Genomic DNA, 17,678 nt, shown 5'->3' with positions numbered 1-17,678 from the left:
GACAACCATGGCGCGGGGTAGAGCAGCCCGGTAGCTCGTCAGGCTCATAACCTGAAGGTCACAGGTTCAAATCCTGTCCCCGCAACCAAAATATCTCAATAAATCAGACAGATAGAACCCGACATAAAACATCGGGCTTTTGCGTTTGAAATTCTTGTCAACACCTGGTCAACGTTTGAAGAGGCCCCCCTTCGAGGGGGCAGACAATCGTGGCCATGACCGTCACACCTTCAGCAGATCAAGCAGCGGATCAAAGGCGTACATTGCCGCGCGTCGCCCCGAAGCCGGTTCAATGGTGCGCAGCATACCTGCCTCGACCAGCCGTCGGGATAGCGCGCGCGCCGAGGATGGTGGGATGTCTGAGCGTTCGACGAAGCGGTCGTTGCGGAAGATCGGGCTCGCGAAGACGAAGTCCAGCGCCTGATCGTGGAACTGCGAGTTCAGGACTTCGCGGAACCGCTCCCGCATCTCGCCGTGAAGGCGGAAGATCGCGTCGGCCATCTGGATGTTGACCGTCGCCTGGGCGTGCATCGCCTGAAGGAAGAATACCACCCAGCCGGTCCAATCGCCCTTGGCGGAAACGGCCCGCATCCGCTCGATGTACTCGTCCTTGTTGGCCTCGAAGTAACCCGACACGAAAAAGTTCGGCTGATGCAGGACGCCGAGCTTCCACAGCATCAGGGTGATCAGCATTCGACCGATCCGGCCGTTGCCGTCTTCGAACGGATGCAGAGCCTCGAATTCGACCTGCGCGATGGCGGTGCGGATCAATGGCCGCATCGTGCTTTCATTGATGTAGCGGACCAGTTCGCCCATCGCGGGGCCCAGCTGCTCCGGGGCGATCGGAACGTAGTAGATCCTTCCCCGCCGTTCATCCCCGATGTAGTTCTGCTCAACCTTGTAGCTTCCAGGTCGCTTGCGGGCTCCCCGGCCAAAGGACAGCAGCTGCTGGTGGGCAGTCCGGATCAGGTGTTCGCCCAGCGGGGCGCCATCGGCAAGCGCCTGTTGAGCATTCCGTAACGCACGGGAGTAAAGGTAGGTCTCGACGTCGTCGTTGCGCGCTTCCCGATAGGGGTCGGCGCTGCCCGCGTCTTCTTCGGCTTCAAGGCGGTACAGCTCTTCGATGGTCGAGATCGTCCCCTCCATCCGGGATGAGGTGACCGCATCCTGGCGACGCAGGGGGGCGAGGAACAACTCGCTGTTCACCATTCCCGACATCTTGGCATCGTACCGGGCAAGGGAGGCCGCTGCCTCTTCAAGGGGTCCGAGAAGCACCTCGTAGTCGAGTGAGTCAGGGGGGAAGCTGCCGGTGTGATAGGTAACGGCATCTGTCAGATCGTAGGGTTTGATGATCATGCAGGCACCGATTCTGTCGCCAACGAGCGTTGCTGCGAACCTAGTCACAGCAAATGCGATTGGCAACAGAATATCGCTCAACTCTAACGTCAAAGGGCGTTGTCGCCAGCAGTCTGCCATCAAGCCAGATTGGTGACAGAGACTGGGGCAAAGATGGCATCAACGCATGAGCCCTGCTTATTCTCCGCGTTTTGTGCGGAGAATGGCCGACATAATCTCCGCATCCACATTATGGTGGCCCGTTCCCTGAGCAACCGCACAAGGCAGCGTCAGGCCAGTCTCTTGTATGTAAGGAAACCTCGGACCAATCCCGTTCCTGTCCGAGGTGTTGTACCATCAGGATACGCTCCGGATATCCGGCACCGTCCTCACCGGCACGCGCGCGCCTGGTCGCGCAACACGGCGTAGTCGGCGAGCATCCTGACGATGACGGCGCCTTCCGGCAATGTTTCGACCTCATCGGCGGCCCGCGCTTGATCTGCTGCGGTGTAATCGACCACGGGCGGGCATGGCGCACGGGCATCAGAACCTGCCGTCTCGCAGGCGCTCAGCCAGAGCATCGCGATCAGGAGGGCGGCGGGCGGCAGCGTCGAGCATCTGGCGGTGGTTGGCATCGTTTCTCTCTCGGGCATCAAGGCGTTCGGCGGCGCGCCCAGCGCGTTCTCCTGCGCGGCGCAGGTTCAAGAGGAACAGCAGGATCGCTGCGGCGGCGAGGAGCAGGCCCAGCGCTTTCCGCGCCGGGCCATGGGGGAGCAGCCAGCCGATCACCGCTGGCCCCGTTTCCAGTCGTCGATCCGGGCGTGGATGGTGACGGCGATGCCGATCAGCGCGATGACGATCAGCACCCACCGCAGCGTGTCGAGGTAGGGCACCAGCGGCTGGATCGTGGACTGGGTTTCCGCAAGGACGTCCTGTATCACCTCCACACCGGCCGCGCCGACCGTGGCCGCCCCAGCTGTCCCGCCACCGCGCAGGGTCCGGCTTTCCGACAGGACTTCGCGCGCAGGCGGCAGCTCCGGGGCGAAGGGTACGGGCCGAGGCGGGAACGGGTCGCCCCAGGACCGGGCGGGCCCAAGGTCGATGTGCATGAAGCCAGAGCGGGGATAGCTGCCGAAGCCGAGGAAGCCGACGGCACGGGCAGCTTCAGCGAATGCGACCGGATCGTGGTTCGACATGGCGATGTCGAAGGCGGTCGCCTGCATGTGCTTCGAGGCCGGGGCGCCACCGACGGCGCGATTGTGTTCCGGGCTGCGATAGGCCGAGCGCACGATCAGCGGCTTGCCCAGCCGGTCGCGCAGGGCCTGCAGCTTGTCCATGGCCTCGGTGTTGATCTTGATCGCGCCGGTGCCACGGCAAGCGATCTCGGCGGCCGAGAAGTTCGGCCACCGCCAGGTGTTGGCAGGAACGTCGCGCCAGTGGGGGTAGGTTAGCGTCGGCATGGTGGATCCTCCAAATGAAAAACCCGCCTCTGGGGCGGGGGATGTGGGGGTCGTAGTGGTGGTTCAGGTCAGTCGGATCGGCCGCGCTGGAAGGCGTCGAAGAGCATGTCGCGCATCGAACGGATGTCCGTTTCGATTCGGTCGAGGCGGTCACCATCGGCCTTGCGATCCTCGCTGCGCTGCCGGTCGATCCGGTCCCGGTCGGCGATGAGCTCCCGGTCGAGACGGTCCATCAGGGCTTCGTTCGTGAAGGCCTTGCGCGTGATCGCCGCAATCAGGGCCATGGTGCCGCCGATGAGCGCGGTCAGCGCGGCGGTGATCCCGTGATCCCGAAAGGCCCGCGCGACCTCCCCGGCGAGAGTGGTCTGGTTATCCATCATGGTCCTTTCCGGCCACGGATCGTGGCGCTTCAGCAGTCCGTCTCGACGTAGACGCCCGAGCAGTCGTAGGCGACGGCTGCGGCGGTGGTGCCGTTGTTGAGGTAGTTGCGCGGGCTCAGAAGCTGCGTCGCCGCGGGCATGTCGGTGGAGATCGTCGCCTCCGCCACCGCGCCCGAGACTTCCTCGACCAGGCGGATCCCGACTTCCGTCCCGTTCGGGGCCGCCGCGATGTAGAGCGTCAGGACGTTCGTCGTGTTGGCCACCGGGAAGCCCGCGCCGAGGTCGATCAGGGTCGGCGCGCCGGAGCCATCGTTATGGACGATCTGCCAGTTGGCATGGGTGCCGCGCTCGAACCCGATGCCCAGCGCGTTGACGACGGCCGATAGCGTCAGGGTGGTCGAGAGCGCTGCCACCGATCCGATCAGGCCAAAGAACCCCATGCCGGTCGCCTGCAGCGTCACCAGCGACAGCCGGTTGACATAGGTGAAGCCGCCCAGGCCTTCGGCATTGCCGCGCCAGCAGACCCAGCCCGCCGACCGTTCCTCGGCCGCCGCCCCGGCTGTCGCAGCCGAAGTCATCCGCCAACGGCGCATCGAGGTTTGCAGGTTCGTGGTGGCCAGTGTCGGTGTTGACGCGGTGCCCACTGCCGTGCGCGGCATGCCGTTGGTGTTGATCGTCGTGCTGGTCGAGGGCGCCCATGTCGCGATCCGGTTGACCCCGAAATGCGGCTGAAGCGGGAAATGACGGCCCGATGGGCGTTCGACATCAAGCCAGACCTGGCCCGCCCGGTCCCGGGCATAGAGCGCGAGTTTGCCCGCGGGCGGCGGGGAGGGAACCGCATCGTGGGCGGGCAGGATGACCGGCTGCGGCAGTTCCACCTGGCCGCTGGTGCGGTCGACCTTCAGCGCATCATGGAACAAGGACCCGTCCGGGCTGACCTTGAAGCTGAAATCGTCATTGCCGAGGAGGCCGATCAGCGCGCGGGCGGAGAAGCCGGTCTTGAAGGCGAACGCCGCGTCATTCCCGGCGGCGGCTTTGTTGACGGTGGCTTCGACCCCGGCACCCGTGTTGTTCAAGAGGACGGCCGGGGTGTTCACCGATAGCCGGTTGTAGCTGTCGGCCGTGGCCCCGCCGAGGCCCAAGAGTTGCGCGGTCAGGTTGGCCTGCGGCATGCCGACCTGCGTCACGGCATTGGCGAAGGTGACGGTGGGCGTGTTCACCACCGTGGTGCCGCCCGCCCCAGCCGTGGCCGACCCGATGTTCACGACAGTGGTCGACCCAGATGCGCCGCCGGTGCCGATGTTCACTGTCTTCGTGACGCCCGTGGTCGTGGCCCCGGTGCCAATGCCATAGGTGGCGGTCGTGGGGGCCGTGCCGATGGTGGCGGAAGCTGCCGAGACCGTGACGGTTCCGGATGCTGTCAGCGTCCCCGAAAACGTCTTGTTGCCGGAGAAGGTCTGGGTTCCCGCGAGGATCGCCAATTCCGAGGAGGTGTTCGGCAGGGTGAAGCTGCGCGTTGTGCCCGCGCTGATCCCCGCCAGCGAGAAGGTGGCCTTCTTCGTGGTGTCCGCATCGTTCACCAGGCTGAAGACTGCGTCCGACACGTCGCGCGGCTCGCCCACCACTTCCCAGGCTGCACTGGTCCAGACGAGGAACATACCTTCCGCCGCGACCCAGACCATCCAGCCGGTGCGGGGCACCAGCCGCATCCATGCACCGTCGATCCAAAAGGCGATGTTCAAATCCCACCCAGCCCAGAGGCCGGTTGCGCCCGAGGCCACAAGATGCCGGTTGCCATCGGCCGGGCTGGCCGGGGGCGCGGTGCGCGTGCGGTCGAGGACCGAAAGCTGGACCATGGCATCGAGCAGCCGCAGCGCCTCGTTGTGCGTGACATGCTTCTGCGCCTGCGCCGCCAGAAGGTAGGGCAGGCCCAGATGGGTCGTGGTGTCGGACATGGAAAATCCCGTCAGAATTGCAGCGTCACGGACGCGGGCGTGCCGCGGCCAAGGCGGTTCGAGAGCTGGAAGATGCGGATTGCCAGCGTCTGGCCGGGCCCGAGCGGCGCACCCCAATCGGCCGTCTGCTGGGCGACGGTGTAGAGGACGGAGGTCGTGCTACTGGTCAGCGTCCGCTTGACGGCAGCGCCATCAAGGATCTGGACGTCGTAGCTTTCCAGGTCTTCGGCCAGCGGCACCTCGACCTGCTCCCAGGCATCGGCGACCAGCGCGCGGGATCGCCGCGTCCAGCGGATGGTCAGATCGCCCGGGATGCGGGCCGTTCGCCATGGCTGTTCGACATGGACCGGGGCGAAGGGCACGAGGCCGCGCCCGGTCGGCGTGAAGCCCAGCGCGGCATAGCTCGCGTCGCTGACGGCGCGGGCGGCCGGGCCGACCCGCCAGTTCCATGGCAGGCCAAGATCCGCTTCGGTGATGGGCAGCGAGGCCAGTGTTACATCCAGCACCACGACCCGCGCCCCCGCCGAGGCCGGGTTGCCCATGGCATGTTCCGATCCGCGCTGACCACGCAGGAGGCGGGTCAGGCGATAGCGGCCGGAGGCGATCAGTTCGGCCGCACCCGCCTGCACAATCTCCCACTGGCCTGCGGCGCTTTCGACCGCGAGGCCATTAGCCCCGCCGAGGAGCGCGACGTCCGTGACGCTCTCCAGCGTCCCCGACAGGAGATCGACGACCAGCTGGTTGCCCAGATCGAAGCGCGAGGTCGGCCCTGGAAAGAAGTCGAAGGCCAGCGTGCCGATCCGCGCCCGACTGCCGAAGGTCGTCAGGAGGTTGAACCCATCCGATGAGGCGCTGCGGAACACCGCGATCTCTCCCGGCCAGGGGCTGGCATGGGCGGCGATCAAGGGACGATGCGCGGGTTGGTCCTCGGAAATCTGCGGCAGGTCCAGCATCACCACCTCGGGCGTGCCGAAGACGACGGGGCTGGAAAGCGAGGCCGGGCGCGGATCGCCGGGCGGCAGGTCGTAGGCAGCGCGGTCCTGGCGGACGGCCTCGATCCCGCGTGCCTCTGCATCGGCGATGGACACCAGCCGGAACTCGACCTCACGTCCGTCATGCGCGAGCCGGATGACGTCGGCAGGGTCGAGGGCGAGGCGCGAGGGCGGGAGGCGGAAGGTGGCGCTTTCCCGGCCGATCCAGGCTTCCATCAGTGCGCGGCGGCAGCGGCGCTCGGCCTCCTCTGGCGGGATTGCCATCGGGAAGCTCTCCGAGGCGATGCGCGTCGTGTCGACGGTGATGCGCCGTGCCTCGACCAGCGCGGCGTCATAGTCCTCCTCCGCCCGCGCAACCTGCCACTTCAGCGCCTGAGGCAGCTCGGTTTCCTGCGCGCGGACCAATTCGAAGGCGTCGCCCTCACGGCTGGCGACCAGATCGTCGAGGGCCAGCGTGGCGATGGATGCCCGCCCGCGCATGACGAAGCGGATCACGCCCTCTGTCTCGATGGCATCGAAGCCGAAGTGGCGGGCCAAAGTGGAAATCGACGCGCGCGGGCTTTCCAGCGCGCCGATGACATAGCCCTCGACCGCGCCCCAGAGGCCGGAGACGTCGATTAACGCTTCATCAAGCCCAGCGCGCAGGCAGAGGTGGCGCACGAGGGCGGCGAGCGACACCGCGCCGAGCCGTCCGGTCAGCCAGTGACCCAGCCGCCAGTTCGGCCCGTCCGTCCAGACGCCGGTCAGCTCGGGGAAGAACGGATAGGGCCGCGCATCCCAGGTCCAGGCGGCGCATTCAGGGACATGGACCATCCGGCCGCCGTAGACGGATGAGGTCGGGTTGTTCGCACCCTGACCCCACCAGAGGTAACTGGCCTCGAGATAGGCGCGCTGGATCGCGTCGTCGCGCCAGCCGCGGGAGAAATAGGGCGTGAAGCTCTCCGAAGACTTGGGGTCGAAGAAGACATTCGGCTGGTTCGTGCCGCGGTCGATTGCGGGACAGCCGAGTTCGGTGAACCAGACCGGCTTCGACTGCGGCACCCATGATGTCGGCGTACCGCTTTCCACCCTACCGGGCCTGTTGAAATGCGGGTTCGACCACCAGGCGTGAAGATCCTTGTAGCGGAAGACCCAAGGCTTGCCTGCGGCACCGTCGGTGATGGGCGTGCGGATCTGGGCCGACCGGTCGGCCGCGCTGGCGTAGAACCAGTCGAAACCCTCGCCGCCTGCAATATTGGCCTGCAGGTAGCCCCGGTCATGGATTGCGGGCCAGCCTTCAAGGGCATCGGCATGATCGAAGCCGTCGCGCCAGTCCGACAGCGGCATGTAGTTGTCGATGCCGATGAAATCGATGTTCGCGTCCGACCAGAGCGGGTCGAGGTGGAAGAACACGTCCCCCGTGCCGTCGCCGGGCTGGTGGCCGAAATAATCAGACCAGTCCGAAGCGTAACCCACCTTGGTGCCCGGCCCCAGGATCGCCTTCACATCCGCCGCCAGCACCTTGAATGCGGTGACGGCGGGATAGGCGCTGGCGCTGGAGCGGATCGTCGTCAGGCCCCGCATCTCGGTGCCGATCAGGAAAGCATCGACCCCGCCCGCGAGGGCGCAGAGATGGGCGTAGTGAAGGATCATGCGGCGCAGGCCCCAATCGCCGGAGGGGCCGGTCCAGCTGACGGTGTCGCCCGCAATTGCGAACTGCGCCGGGGTGGCGGCACCGAAGAAGGTCGAGACATGCGTCGCCGCCCCAGCCGTCTTGTCCGCGGTCCCGGAATAACCTGCTGCCGGGGAGCAGGTGATCCGCCCGCGCCAGGGGAAGGAAGGCTGGCCCGGCGTCGCGGCACTGTTCGAATAGGGGTTCGGCAGGCTGTTGCCGAGTGGGACGTCCATCAGCAAGAACGGATAGAACGTCACCCGCAGCCCGCGTGCCTTCATCTCGCGGATCGCCTGCACCACCGCGAAATCCGCAGGTGTGCCGCCATAGACTGGACGGTCATCGGCATCCCGGCTGACGAGATGCGCATTCGCCCGCGCCACGCCGTTGACGGACCAGACCTTCGGACTGGTGATCTTGGTCGCCACCTCCACACCCGGCTTGATCGTGCAGTTCCCGGCGCGCAGGTCATTGCCGAACCAGGCGACGACGAGGCTGACGCTCTCGACAGCCGGGGCCATGGCCTGCAGCCGGTCCAGCGCCACGACGATGTCGGCCTCATCGGGCAGCGCGTTCAGGTTCTCGGCCGAAGTCGTGCCGCCCGTCGTCTGGCCAAAGATGGTGGTTGTGGCACCGACCGTCTTGCGCACGGCTTCGGTCGCATAGGTGAACTCGCCCGAGGCCGGGATCATCGTCACTGCTTTTACCAGCCCCTCGGCCGTGTCGGGGTCGGCAAGCGGGCGGAACACCTCGAAGCTGAGCTGTGGCAGGCGGTTGCCGTAGGTCGAGAGCGCCAATTCCTCGAAGACGACATAAGCCGTGCCGCGATAGGCCGGGGTATTGGCCGCCCCCATCTTTGCCGAAATGAACGGGTCGGCGGTCTGGGTCTCGTTTCCGGGATACCAGCGCCATGTGATCCCGGTCATGTCGAGGGGCTTGCCGTCGGCCCAGATACGGCCGATGCCGGTGATCGGGCCTTCGCAAAGCGCTACGGCGAAGCTGGCGTAGTACAGATACTCGGTCGTCTGGAACCTCCCGCCGCCACCGCCCTTGCCGCCACCCTGCGTCGTGGTCTTGGTCTCCTCGCGGAAGTCGGTCGCCCAGATGATGTTGCCGCCGATGCGCATGCGCCCGTAGAGGCGCGGAATGATCGCACCTTCGGTGGCGGAGGTAATGCGCAGGGAATCCAGCCGCTGGCCCTCGATCTTCTGCGTGGGCGCCAGCGAGGACACGATCCAGCTGTCCACCACCGAACCGATGGTCGAGCCGATGAAGCCACCGATGGCGGCCCCGGAAAAGCCGAGGATCGCGCCACCAAAGGCCCCGCCGATGGCGGAACCGACAGCGCCGAGGACAAGGGTGGCCATGGGAAAATCTCAGCGTGCGGGGAACAGGAAGGCGAAGGCGATGCGCCGTCGCCAGGCCGACGTCAGCGGTTCCTCGATCACGCCCAGCCGCTCATAGGCGTGGAGGAAGGTGTCGGGACCGGTGACGATGCCCACATGCTTGGCGATGGCGCGGGGCATCATCCGGAACAGGATCAATGCACCGGGTGGGGCATCGGCGGGTGCGATTTCCGGCATCATCGCCCGCGCCCCTTCGGCCAGCACCTCGCGCGGGCCGGTCTCGCCCCAGTCGCGGCTGTAAGGAGGGATCGGGAACGGCTCGGGCCCGACCACCTCGCGCCAGACGCCCCGTGCCAACCCGAGACAGTCGCAGCCGACCCCGAGCAAGCTGGCCTGGTCATGATAGGGCGTGCCGAGCCAGGTTCGCGCAACGGCGATGACGCGGGCAGGATCGGCGGCCTTCACAGCACCGCCCCCTCATGGCCACCGTCCTTAGTCGCGTATCGAAGGACTGCGTCCTGGCCCGGGATATGCGGGAAGCCCCGGAAGTTGGCGACATTGGCAAACTTCGCGCCGCAGGTGGCGATCCGCTTGTCGCAGCCTGCGCGGATGATGAAGGCATCCGTCGCAGTGATCGGGCGCACCGGCGCTTCCAGCAGGGTCAGGATCGCCACGCCGTCGACGAAGTCGTGCGACAGCACCTCGACGTACCGCCCGGCATTGGGGCCGGTCGACCACTCGACCAGACCGAAGGCGAACCAGCCTGAAGTGAAACTGCCAAGGCCGGAGGCGGTGAAGGCCCGATCCCGCAGCACGTCGATGACCGCGCCGGTCCCCTTGAAGGCCGGGGCCTCGAGGTTGACGCCACAGCGCGCATCGCCCAGCGCGGCATCGCAGCTGGCCTGAAACGTCCGCCCCACCGTCTGGCCGAGGACATGCGCCAGTGACCGGACCTCTGCCACGAAGACCAGCCGCCCGCGCCGGATCTGGCCGATGGCGCCTCGGCGCAGAAGAACGCGCTGCGCCGGGTTCGTCCAGTTCACCCGCCAGACCTCGACCGCCGCATTGTCCCAGCGGCCGTCGAGGATGTCCGTCTCGGTGATCCGGTCAGACGACAGCACGCCTTGGGCATCCTGCGCGTCCACCGACAGGTCCGATCCCGACCGGACCTCGGACGCCGTCAGCCCGCTTTCGGGTTCGAACTCGGTCCCGTCGAACGACAGGGTTCGGTCGTGATCGGTGAAGCCGAAGGTCACGCCATCGGCGCGAGTGATCCGCCAGCACCAGGACAGCGTCGTGGTGCCATCATCAAGATGGGCCTGCAGCGCCGGGTTAAGGGACTTCATATGCGGATTTCCACGAGGGGGATCGAGGTGATCGACCCGAGGCGTTCGAGATCGAGGGTGACGTCGAGGGCATCGGTGTCGAAGCGGACGGGCACGTCGAATTCGAAGCCTGCGGTGATCGCGACGCCAGCGGTGGGAGCCGTGGTGAAGGTGACGAGGCCGGTGGTCGTCGAAACCGACCAGCCGGAGGCTAGCGGCGTGCCGTTCAGCGCGACGGTGACGGTCCCGGCGACGGGCTTGGCAATGGCCCGCGTCCAGGACTGCGAACCGGAGGTGTAGCGCTTGGTGAGTTGGAAGAGGGTGGCTGACCCGTTGCCGGTGCCGATTGGCTGGTTGGTCGGGCCTAGCGTCTGCGATGGCAGGCAAGACTTGAAGTCGGCCCAGTCCTTGAAGCGGAAGCCATGCAGGCGGCCGTTCCTCGCCTCGAAGAAGGCGACGACTGCTGCCAGATCGTCGGCGCGGCGGATGCCATAGGCCACGTCGTAGCGGCGGCGGCTGTTCGCCCAGCTCGCGTTGCGCTCCTCGGCCCCGCTTGCCAGTTCGACGATCTGGGTGCGGCGCTCCGGGCCGCCGCGGGCACCTCGGCTGATGTTGTCCGGAAACCGGACTTCGTGAAATGCCATGGCTGATCCTCACATTCCGCGCCGCCCGAGCGACACGGCGCGGGCGATATCGCTGGCGACCTGCGTCCGCGACTGGCGGAAGCTCTCGGCGTCGCGGGCGTTGATCGTGACATTGACGGTCGAGGCGCCCGACTGGCCGTAACCGGCCGCCTCGCGCCGGGAGAGCACCCTCTCGCCACGCTGCAGGATCGCCGGAACCTCGTTGGGCCGCAGACCGGCCCAGCCGCCGTTGTGCATGCGCGGCGCGCCCGCGAAGGCCAAGGCGGGGACCATCCGGCCGGGACCGGGGGCGCCAACCATCCCTCCTGCGTGGAGGATATTGGCGAAGATGCCACCCGCGCTGCCCAGCGCACCAGCCAGCGCGTTCGCAATCGGGCCGAGGATGAAACGTCGAGCCGCCAGTTTTGCGAGATCGGCGATCATGGACGTGACCAGGTCGCGGAAGTCGAGCTTGCCGGTCTTCACGAAATCACCGATGGCGTTCTCTGCGCTCTGGAAGGCCCCGACCAGCGCGCTGCCGATATCTCCGCCAATGTCGCGCGCCTTTGCCGCGTAGTCGGCCAGTGCCGCCGTGAGAGCTTGCCAGCCCGTGAGGGCCGTGTCCGCGCCCTCGGCCGCAGCGGCCCCCGCGTCGCGCGCGGCTCCGCCTGCGCTATCGGCGGCGGTGGCGGTGTCGTTCAGCCCGGAGGTGAGGGCATCAGCTGACGCAGCCGCATCCGCCAACGCAGCCTCGGCTTCCGTCCCCGTGCCTGTCACCGCATCCTTCAGTGCCTGCCAGCTGGCGAGCGGCCGACCGGCGGCATCGGCGAGCATCCCGGCCGCCTCGCGATAGCCATCGGCCCGGGCGCGGGCATCGTCGGCCATCGCGCCGAGGCCGAGGTCAGGTGGTTCGAGATAGGTGCGCGACAGCGCGGCCGAAAAGGCATCCGCAGCAGCAGCCCCCGCGGCCGTTGCCGCGCCCTCGAAGGGATTGCCGATGCGCCCGAGTTCCACAGGGTCGAGGATGCCGATCCTCACACCACCTTCGCCGGTGGCCCACTCCGGCAGCAGGGCCAGCGCAGCGTTCAATGTCTCGATGAAGCTGTTGATACGGGTGACGACCCCGTTCAGCATCGCTTCGACGCCGGAGATCAGTCCGTTTGCGGCCTGGAACGCGAAGTCACCGATGGCCCCCGGCAGGCTGCCCCAGATCGCCACCGCGGCGTCATAGGCTCCCTGGAAGATCGCGGCCGCCCGGTCGCCGAAGCTGACGACGCCTGCGATGGTGCCTTCTAGTGCCGCCAGACCGGCCGCCTTCAGCCCGTCCCACCCGGCCGCCATCCGCGCGAGGGCAGCGTCCAGCGATAGGCCGATGCGGGACCAGACTTCGCGGGCCAGATCGCCGAGCAGGCGAAACGCCTCACCCACGCCGCCGACCCGGGCCACCAGTTGCGAGAACTGATAGACCAGCTCACCCGCGCCAACGATCAGCGCGCCGATGCCGGTGCGGATCAGGGCACCGCGCAGGAACACGAGCGCGGTCGCGAGGCCACGCACCGACAGGGCGGCGGCCGCCATTCCCGCCACCCAGCGCCCGGCCATGACGGCGGCGAAGGTCGCGGCATAGGACGCGAGACGGCCGAGGTTGCTGATCAGCGTGTCGATGGCAGACCGCAGGAACCCGCCATCGGACGCCAGCGCCACGAAGGCATTGGCCAGCGCTTCGATGGTCGGGGCGACCGCCACGGCGATGCGGTTGCGCAGGCCGTCGAACACCAGCGACACAGTGCCGAGTGCGAGTTGTGTGCGGCGCAGGGCTTCGAGGGCGTCGCCGTCGAGCACCGCGCCAAGGTCGGAAGCCTGCTCGCCCAGCCGCGCCATCTCTGCCCCGCCGTTGCGCAGGAGCGGCAGCAGGCGCGTGGCGTCAGACGCCATGGCCTCGAGATAGAAGGTCATCTCCTGCTGGCTGAGCCCGGCGCGTTCAAGCGTGTCGACGTAGAGTTGTAGGGCTTCCGGCCCCGACAAACGCGCGAACTGGTCGGCCGTCACACCCACCCGCGGGGCGACGTTCTCGAAGAAATCCGCCATCGGCCCGCCGCCAGTCTGGAAAAAATCCCCGACACGGTCGTTCACGTCCTTCAGGATGTCGGCCAGCTTCTCCTGTTCAATGCCGACTGTCCGCGCCCCGGCCGACCAGCGTTGCAGCGCTTCGGGTGTTGCATTGGCGACCTGCGCGAACTGCCGGATCTGCGCGGCGCTCTCGGCCGTGGACCGCACGATCAGCCCGAGCGAGGCTGTGGCCGCCGCCGCTGCGGCCCCGAGGGCAAGACCGGCCCGACGCGCGAAAGTGGCCAGTCGGGTGTTGGCCAGTTCCATTTCGCGCGACAGGCGGCCGAAGCCGCGGGCACCGGCATCGCCCACCCCTTCCAGTTCCGCGCGCACGCGGCGTCCGCCCTCCGCCACGAGGCGGACGGAGACCTTCTTCTCAGCCATTCCGGCGTCCTTCCATCTGCTCGTTCAGTTTGCGCACCATCACCGCCTCGATCTCGGGCAGCAGTTCGGCGGCGATCAGCGCGTTGACGCCAAGCGCCTGCGCCAGCGCGAGGGCCGCGCCCATGTCCCATCCGATGACCGCCCCCGGCGCGATGCGGAGCTGGCCGCCGAGGCGCTGGGTCAGATCCCAGACCTGCCAGCCCTCGACCGTCTGCGGCCGGTTCAGTCTTGCGGGGCAGTCGGGGCAGGGGCCTGCGCAGGCCGCGCAGTAGCCGTCGCCCCCGCCGAAGGACCAGTCGGCAAGGGCGCGGAGGCGTTTTTTTCCAGATCCAGCATCAGGCCGCGGGCGACGTACTGCGCCTGGAAGGCCTCAAAGACTGGCCAGATGTCGAGGAGGGCGTCGATCCCGGCAGGGCTGACGGGCACGAGGTTGCCGTCATCGTCCCCGACGCCTTCCCATTCCAGCACCGCGCGGCGGGCGACAGCCTTGGCCATGGCCAGCGCCATGTCCTCCTGGCTGGAGGTTTCCGACAAGTCGTCGATCAAGGGGTCGGCACGAGCCGAGACCATCAGTGCGGTGGTGAGCGGGGCCACCAGCACGCGAAGGCCGGGCAGCAGGTCCAGCCATTCGGGCCGGTTCGACAGGTTCAGGCGGATCATGATCAGTATCCCGTGACGGTGTTGACGAGGACGGCGGTGCACATGCGGGCGGGGCTGGTGGCTTTGCCCGCCTGCCAGTCGAAACTGGCCTGGATACCCTGGGGCCCGGGGATCTCGATCCGCGGGACCGGCAGGTAGACGGCATGGGCTGTGAAGGTGAAGCTGGCGTTCGCACCGAGGCTGTAGGCGAACTCGAGCTCGCAGGGCGTGCCGTCGATGGCTTGGGTGACGAGGGCGTTCGGCGAAGCGCACCTCGATCCGGCCGGTCAGCGCAGCCATTCCGGGATCGGCACCCTCGATCTTGCCGTCGTTGCGGATGGTCTCGATCCTGTCGAGGCCGTTGGCATAGGTGATCTCGGCCGAGACAACGTTGCCCAGCGCCGTGCCATTGCGCTTCACCACCCCGTTGAAATGGCCGAAGCGCTGCAGGCCCAGCGCGGTCGGGGTGCCCGCGGCCATGGTGGCCGCAATCGCCTCGCCCTGCGCGATCAGGCGGGCAGTGGCGGTCAGAAGCCCCGACCTGTTCATCTGCCAGTTGAGTTGGTCCATCACGCAGCCCGCATACATCGCGAACCGGGGCACCTCGGGCATCGCCACTTCGATGGCCATGGAAGGCAGGGTCCAGTTCCCCGACTGGAAGGTATGGGTCTTGGGCGTGGTCCCCGTGGTGGTCGGGGCGCCAAAGGCGGCTTTGAGCCAGAAACCGAAGGCCTCCACATCGATCGGCACCACCACTTCGCCATCGGCGGTGATGGCGTCCTTGATCGGGGCCAGGGGATCGCGGCCGTAGCCCAGCAGTTCCGAATTCAACAGCGGCTGTTCCGCGCCCAGCGTGGTGCGGGCGAAGGGCATCAGCCGATAGCCGCTGGCGGGCGGGGTGCCGTAGACGGTTTCGAACGCAAGCGCTATCTGCGCCCGCGCGCCGTGAGCGCGTGCCATGGGGGTCTCCTTGGATGTGGGGTGTCAGGCCAGGGGGCCGGTGGTGGTGTAGTGCAGGACGATGGCGATCACCGCCGCCTTCAGCGCCGCCACGCCCTCGACCGGCAGATCGACCGAGGCCGGGGCCTCTGGTTCGACCCAGTCGCAGAGCCCGCCGAGCGTCCGGTCCGTCTCCAGCGCCGCGCCGGTGGAAGCGATCAGATCGTCAAAGGCGCTGGCCCGCCCGGTGCCCGCCTGGACGACGACCTCCAGTTCGGCCCGGTGCTGGTAGTGGTATCGCAAGGGCGACAGCGTCACCTCCGGCTCGCCTGGTTGGCCATCGCGAGGATGATCAGCCCCGCCGCCGGGATCCGCTCGGGCAGCACCTCGTCACGCAGGGTGAGGGCGGCAAGCGGCTGAAGTCGCGCGTGCAGCGCGGCGAGGACGGATTCGCGGGTGGTGGGCATTGGCATAGATCTCCCGGCCCTTTCCGGGCCGTTGCCGCGTTGCAGGCACCGTGCGGTGAGGTGAACGCTTCTTTACCAACTGCTTCTACAAACATCCCGCGGGTCAGCGGGAGGTTCCATGCAGCACAATCTACGGGAATTTCTTCGCCACGGCGGCAGCGGTCAGTACGTGTTGTCACGGCAGAACGGTGCCGTGTTTGGCTACCGTGCAGGCATTTCGATCAAGTCGCTTTTCCCCGGCTATGCCGACCTGCGGACCGATTTCGCCGGCCAACTCGACCGCGTGATCGCCGACAACACCCGGATGCTGATGAATGCGCTGACGCCCCCGGACACCGTGCCGTGGGTGACCGAAGCCGACCTTCGCGATGTCTCGGATGCGAAGGAGGAAGCGCTGCGTCAATGGGATGCGCGCTTGACGGCCATCTTCGAGGAGTATGAGACCCAACCGCAGCGCCTGCGTCCGCTGCGTGCAGCGATGGAAGAACGCCTGCTTAGGGCCTTCGCTGGCCTGATAAACCAGCTTCGGCAGCAGGACCTTGGCATCGAGCGATACATCTGGCGCTCCCAGGACGACGCGAAAGTCCGTGACAGCCATGCCGAATACGACGATCAGGTGTTTCGCTGGGCCGAGCCGCCCGTAGGCGGCCATCCGGGACAGGCGCACAACTGTCGGTGTGTCGCAGAGCCCGTCGCGCCGCGTGAAGCCATGATCACGCCGGTGGAGTATGCGCCAAACGTCGGTGGCTTGCCGGATGTCTTGCCATCCCCCTCGGAACTTGGCGCAGGACTTCGCGCGCTGACAAGGGGTGGCCTAGCTGCGGTCGCGGCTGTCGGGCTTGAGGCATTTCGCCGTTATGCTGAAGAAGCAGCCTTTCAAAGGTCTGCCGAACGCCTCGGCCTTGACCTTTATACGGTCGAAGGTGTGCTGGCTGCCCGCGCGCATGCTTGGGGTCAATTCAATTCGGGCCGTTTCTCGGGAGCCGACTGGTCGGGGCCCAGTTCCGAGATCGTGGCCGAAGCTCTTGCGCTGCAAGAACTCTCTGACCCAGGCGCGCTGGGGCGGGCTTTGGCCGGAAACCAAGAGGATATTGCCAGGATACAGGGCGTTGTCGATCAGGCTTTGAGAGCTTGGAACGAAGGACGACTTACAGTGCGGCCCGGCGAATTTGCGTCCGGCTGGGTCGAGGTCTTTCCCAAACTCGATGAGTTCGGTCGCGATATCCTTGATCTACCGGGCTTTTCGACCGAAGGCTACCAGGCGCTGGGTGGTACCTCCTCACCGCATGTTGTTGAGAATCGCACAGAGAGCGGACCCAGAGCGCTTCCAGAAGGTATCCCGGAGACGGATTCGGAGGGCAGACCCGTTGAACCTGCGCCGGAAGCTCGGGGCTTGCCTGCACAGGGGCGTCCGGGAACTTGGGTTGTCGACCCTCGCGGAGACAGACTGTATGGCCCTGACGGAAAACCGATCAAAGACGTTGATTGGGGCCACGATCACGGTCAAGGTCAGCCCCATACGCACGAATGGATCGACGGCGAGCGCCAGCCTGGTCGGCCAGCGACCGAGGAAGAGAGCTTTTCAGGTGACGGGCGAGGTGATGACGGGTTGATCCGTCCGGAGGATTGGAGATGATCACCTTTGAAGGGGATGAACGGTTTGCCGACGTGGAATATGTTGGCCTTACCTACGAATCCACAGGGCGCGTCCTGAGGCTGCTGGTCACGTCGGATCCCGCAGACAACTGCGAAACAATCCTCCTTCGAGATGTTGCGGCATTTGATGTCCTTCACTTCACGCGACAGAATGTTGTCAGCTACCTCGATATTGCGCGTTTGGCCGCCGCCGAGCATCATGCCTTTGTCGAACTTGCCGTTGGCGAAGGGGCGATCATTTCTTTGACTGTTAATTTCCACCCAGAAGTGACCCAGGTTTTCCATCGAGAACTGACCCACCTTTGATTATGGTTTTTGGGTCATTCAGAGGTCAAGGCGTGATTGTTCTCCTTCTTTTGGCGCGCTGCGGCGGCTGAACTGGCTTTGAAGCGGAAGCTGTCGTTTCCGGTCTCCAGG

General features: G+C 66.6%; 15 protein-coding genes, 1 tRNA gene and 2 pseudogenes. 3 read left to right on the top strand and 15 right to left on the bottom strand.

The window, feature by feature from the left end; translation table 11 throughout:
* Nucleotides 1–11: 11 nt before the first annotated feature.
* Nucleotides 12–88: transfer RNA gene (locus CHB77_RS17420), tRNA-Met, on the top strand.
* 134 nt (nucleotides 89–222) lie between these two features.
* On the opposite strand, the gene CHB77_RS17415 is transcribed toward CHB77_RS17420, so the two are convergent.
* The 15 genes and pseudogenes from CHB77_RS17415 to CHB77_RS17350 form a co-directional block, all read right to left on the bottom strand.
* Nucleotides 223–1,356: a Fic family protein gene (locus CHB77_RS17415; RefSeq protein ID WP_089389406.1), complete on the bottom strand. Its 1,134-nt coding sequence runs from the start codon at nucleotides 1,354–1,356 to the stop codon at nucleotides 223–225.
* A 368-nt stretch (nucleotides 1,357–1,724) separates the two neighbouring features.
* Nucleotides 1,725–1,856: a hypothetical protein gene (locus CHB77_RS18835; RefSeq protein ID WP_341273570.1), complete on the bottom strand. Its 132-nt coding sequence runs from the start codon at nucleotides 1,854–1,856 to the stop codon at nucleotides 1,725–1,727.
* A 22-nt stretch (nucleotides 1,857–1,878) separates the two neighbouring features.
* On the bottom strand, nucleotides 1,879–2,124 hold the full coding sequence (locus CHB77_RS17405) for a hypothetical protein (RefSeq protein WP_423212904.1): 246 nt from the start codon (nucleotides 2,122–2,124) through the stop codon (nucleotides 1,879–1,881).
* Nucleotides 2,121–2,795 carry a YcbK family protein gene (locus tag CHB77_RS17400; protein WP_089389404.1) on the bottom strand — a complete coding sequence of 225 codons (675 nt, stop codon included), beginning with the start codon at nucleotides 2,793–2,795 and terminating at the stop codon, nucleotides 2,121–2,123. Before CHB77_RS17400 ends, CHB77_RS17405 begins: the two co-directional genes overlap by 4 nt.
* 68 nt (nucleotides 2,796–2,863) lie before the next feature.
* A complete protein-coding gene (locus CHB77_RS17395) occupies nucleotides 2,864–3,172 on the bottom strand; it encodes a hypothetical protein (RefSeq protein ID WP_089389407.1) in 309 nt (102 codons plus the stop codon).
* A 32-nt stretch (nucleotides 3,173–3,204) separates the two neighbouring features.
* Nucleotides 3,205–5,130 carry a DUF2793 domain-containing protein gene (locus tag CHB77_RS17390; RefSeq protein WP_089389403.1) on the bottom strand — a complete coding sequence of 642 codons (1,926 nt, stop codon included), beginning with the start codon at nucleotides 5,128–5,130 and terminating at the stop codon, nucleotides 3,205–3,207.
* An 11-nt stretch (nucleotides 5,131–5,141) separates the two neighbouring features.
* A complete protein-coding gene (locus CHB77_RS17385; RefSeq protein WP_089389402.1) occupies nucleotides 5,142–9,140 on the bottom strand; it encodes a baseplate multidomain protein megatron in 3,999 nt (1,332 codons plus the stop codon).
* A gap of 9 nt (nucleotides 9,141–9,149) precedes the next feature.
* On the bottom strand, nucleotides 9,150–9,584 hold the full coding sequence (locus CHB77_RS17380) for an NlpC/P60 family protein (RefSeq protein WP_089389401.1): 435 nt from the start codon (nucleotides 9,582–9,584) through the stop codon (nucleotides 9,150–9,152).
* The gene (locus tag CHB77_RS17375) at nucleotides 9,581–10,465 is read right to left on the bottom strand and encodes a DUF2163 domain-containing protein (protein ID WP_089389400.1); all 885 of its coding nucleotides are present in this window, start codon (nucleotides 10,463–10,465) and stop codon (nucleotides 9,581–9,583) included. Before CHB77_RS17375 ends, CHB77_RS17380 begins: the two co-directional genes overlap by 4 nt.
* Entirely contained in the window at nucleotides 10,462–11,088 is a 627-nt protein-coding gene (locus CHB77_RS17370; RefSeq protein WP_089389399.1) for a DUF2460 domain-containing protein, read from the bottom strand. Before CHB77_RS17370 ends, CHB77_RS17375 begins: the two co-directional genes overlap by 4 nt.
* A gap of 9 nt (nucleotides 11,089–11,097) precedes the next feature.
* Nucleotides 11,098–13,560: a phage tail tape measure C-terminal domain-containing protein gene (locus tag CHB77_RS17365; RefSeq protein WP_089389398.1), complete on the bottom strand. Its 2,463-nt coding sequence runs from the start codon at nucleotides 13,558–13,560 to the stop codon at nucleotides 11,098–11,100.
* Nucleotides 13,553–13,714: a DUF7697 family protein gene (locus tag CHB77_RS18815; protein ID WP_423212905.1), complete on the bottom strand. Its 162-nt coding sequence runs from the start codon at nucleotides 13,712–13,714 to the stop codon at nucleotides 13,553–13,555. Before CHB77_RS18815 ends, CHB77_RS17365 begins: the two co-directional genes overlap by 8 nt.
* Nucleotides 13,715–13,782: 68 nt before the next feature.
* Nucleotides 13,783–14,220 carry a hypothetical protein gene (locus CHB77_RS17360; RefSeq protein WP_089389397.1) on the bottom strand — a complete coding sequence of 146 codons (438 nt, stop codon included), beginning with the start codon at nucleotides 14,218–14,220 and terminating at the stop codon, nucleotides 13,783–13,785.
* Nucleotides 14,221–14,222: 2 nt separating this feature from the next.
* Nucleotides 14,223–15,159 (bottom strand): annotated as a pseudogene (locus CHB77_RS17355) (phage tail tube protein).
* A gap of 24 nt (nucleotides 15,160–15,183) precedes the next feature.
* Nucleotides 15,184–15,605, bottom strand: a pseudogene (locus tag CHB77_RS17350) (acyl-CoA transferase).
* 118 nt (nucleotides 15,606–15,723) lie between these two features.
* On the opposite strand from CHB77_RS17350, the gene CHB77_RS17345 reads away from it, so the two are divergent.
* Together CHB77_RS17345 and CHB77_RS17340 are read left to right on the top strand one after the other, a co-directional pair.
* Nucleotides 15,724–17,241, top strand: coding sequence for a phage minor head protein (locus CHB77_RS17345; protein ID WP_089389396.1), 1,518 nt, complete (start codon nucleotides 15,724–15,726; stop codon nucleotides 17,239–17,241).
* Nucleotides 17,238–17,567, top strand: a complete 330-nt coding sequence (locus tag CHB77_RS17340) for a hypothetical protein (protein WP_089389395.1) — start codon at nucleotides 17,238–17,240, stop codon at nucleotides 17,565–17,567. Before CHB77_RS17345 ends, CHB77_RS17340 begins: the two co-directional genes overlap by 4 nt.
* Nucleotides 17,568–17,678 lie beyond the last annotated feature (111 nt).

It is taken from the genome of Paracoccus sediminis (assembly GCF_900188295.1).
GTDB lineage: Bacteria > Pseudomonadota > Alphaproteobacteria > Rhodobacterales > Rhodobacteraceae > Paracoccus > Paracoccus sediminis.
The sequence above is the reverse complement of the archived record's forward strand: the minus strand, read 5'-3'. Positions and strand labels throughout refer to the sequence as shown.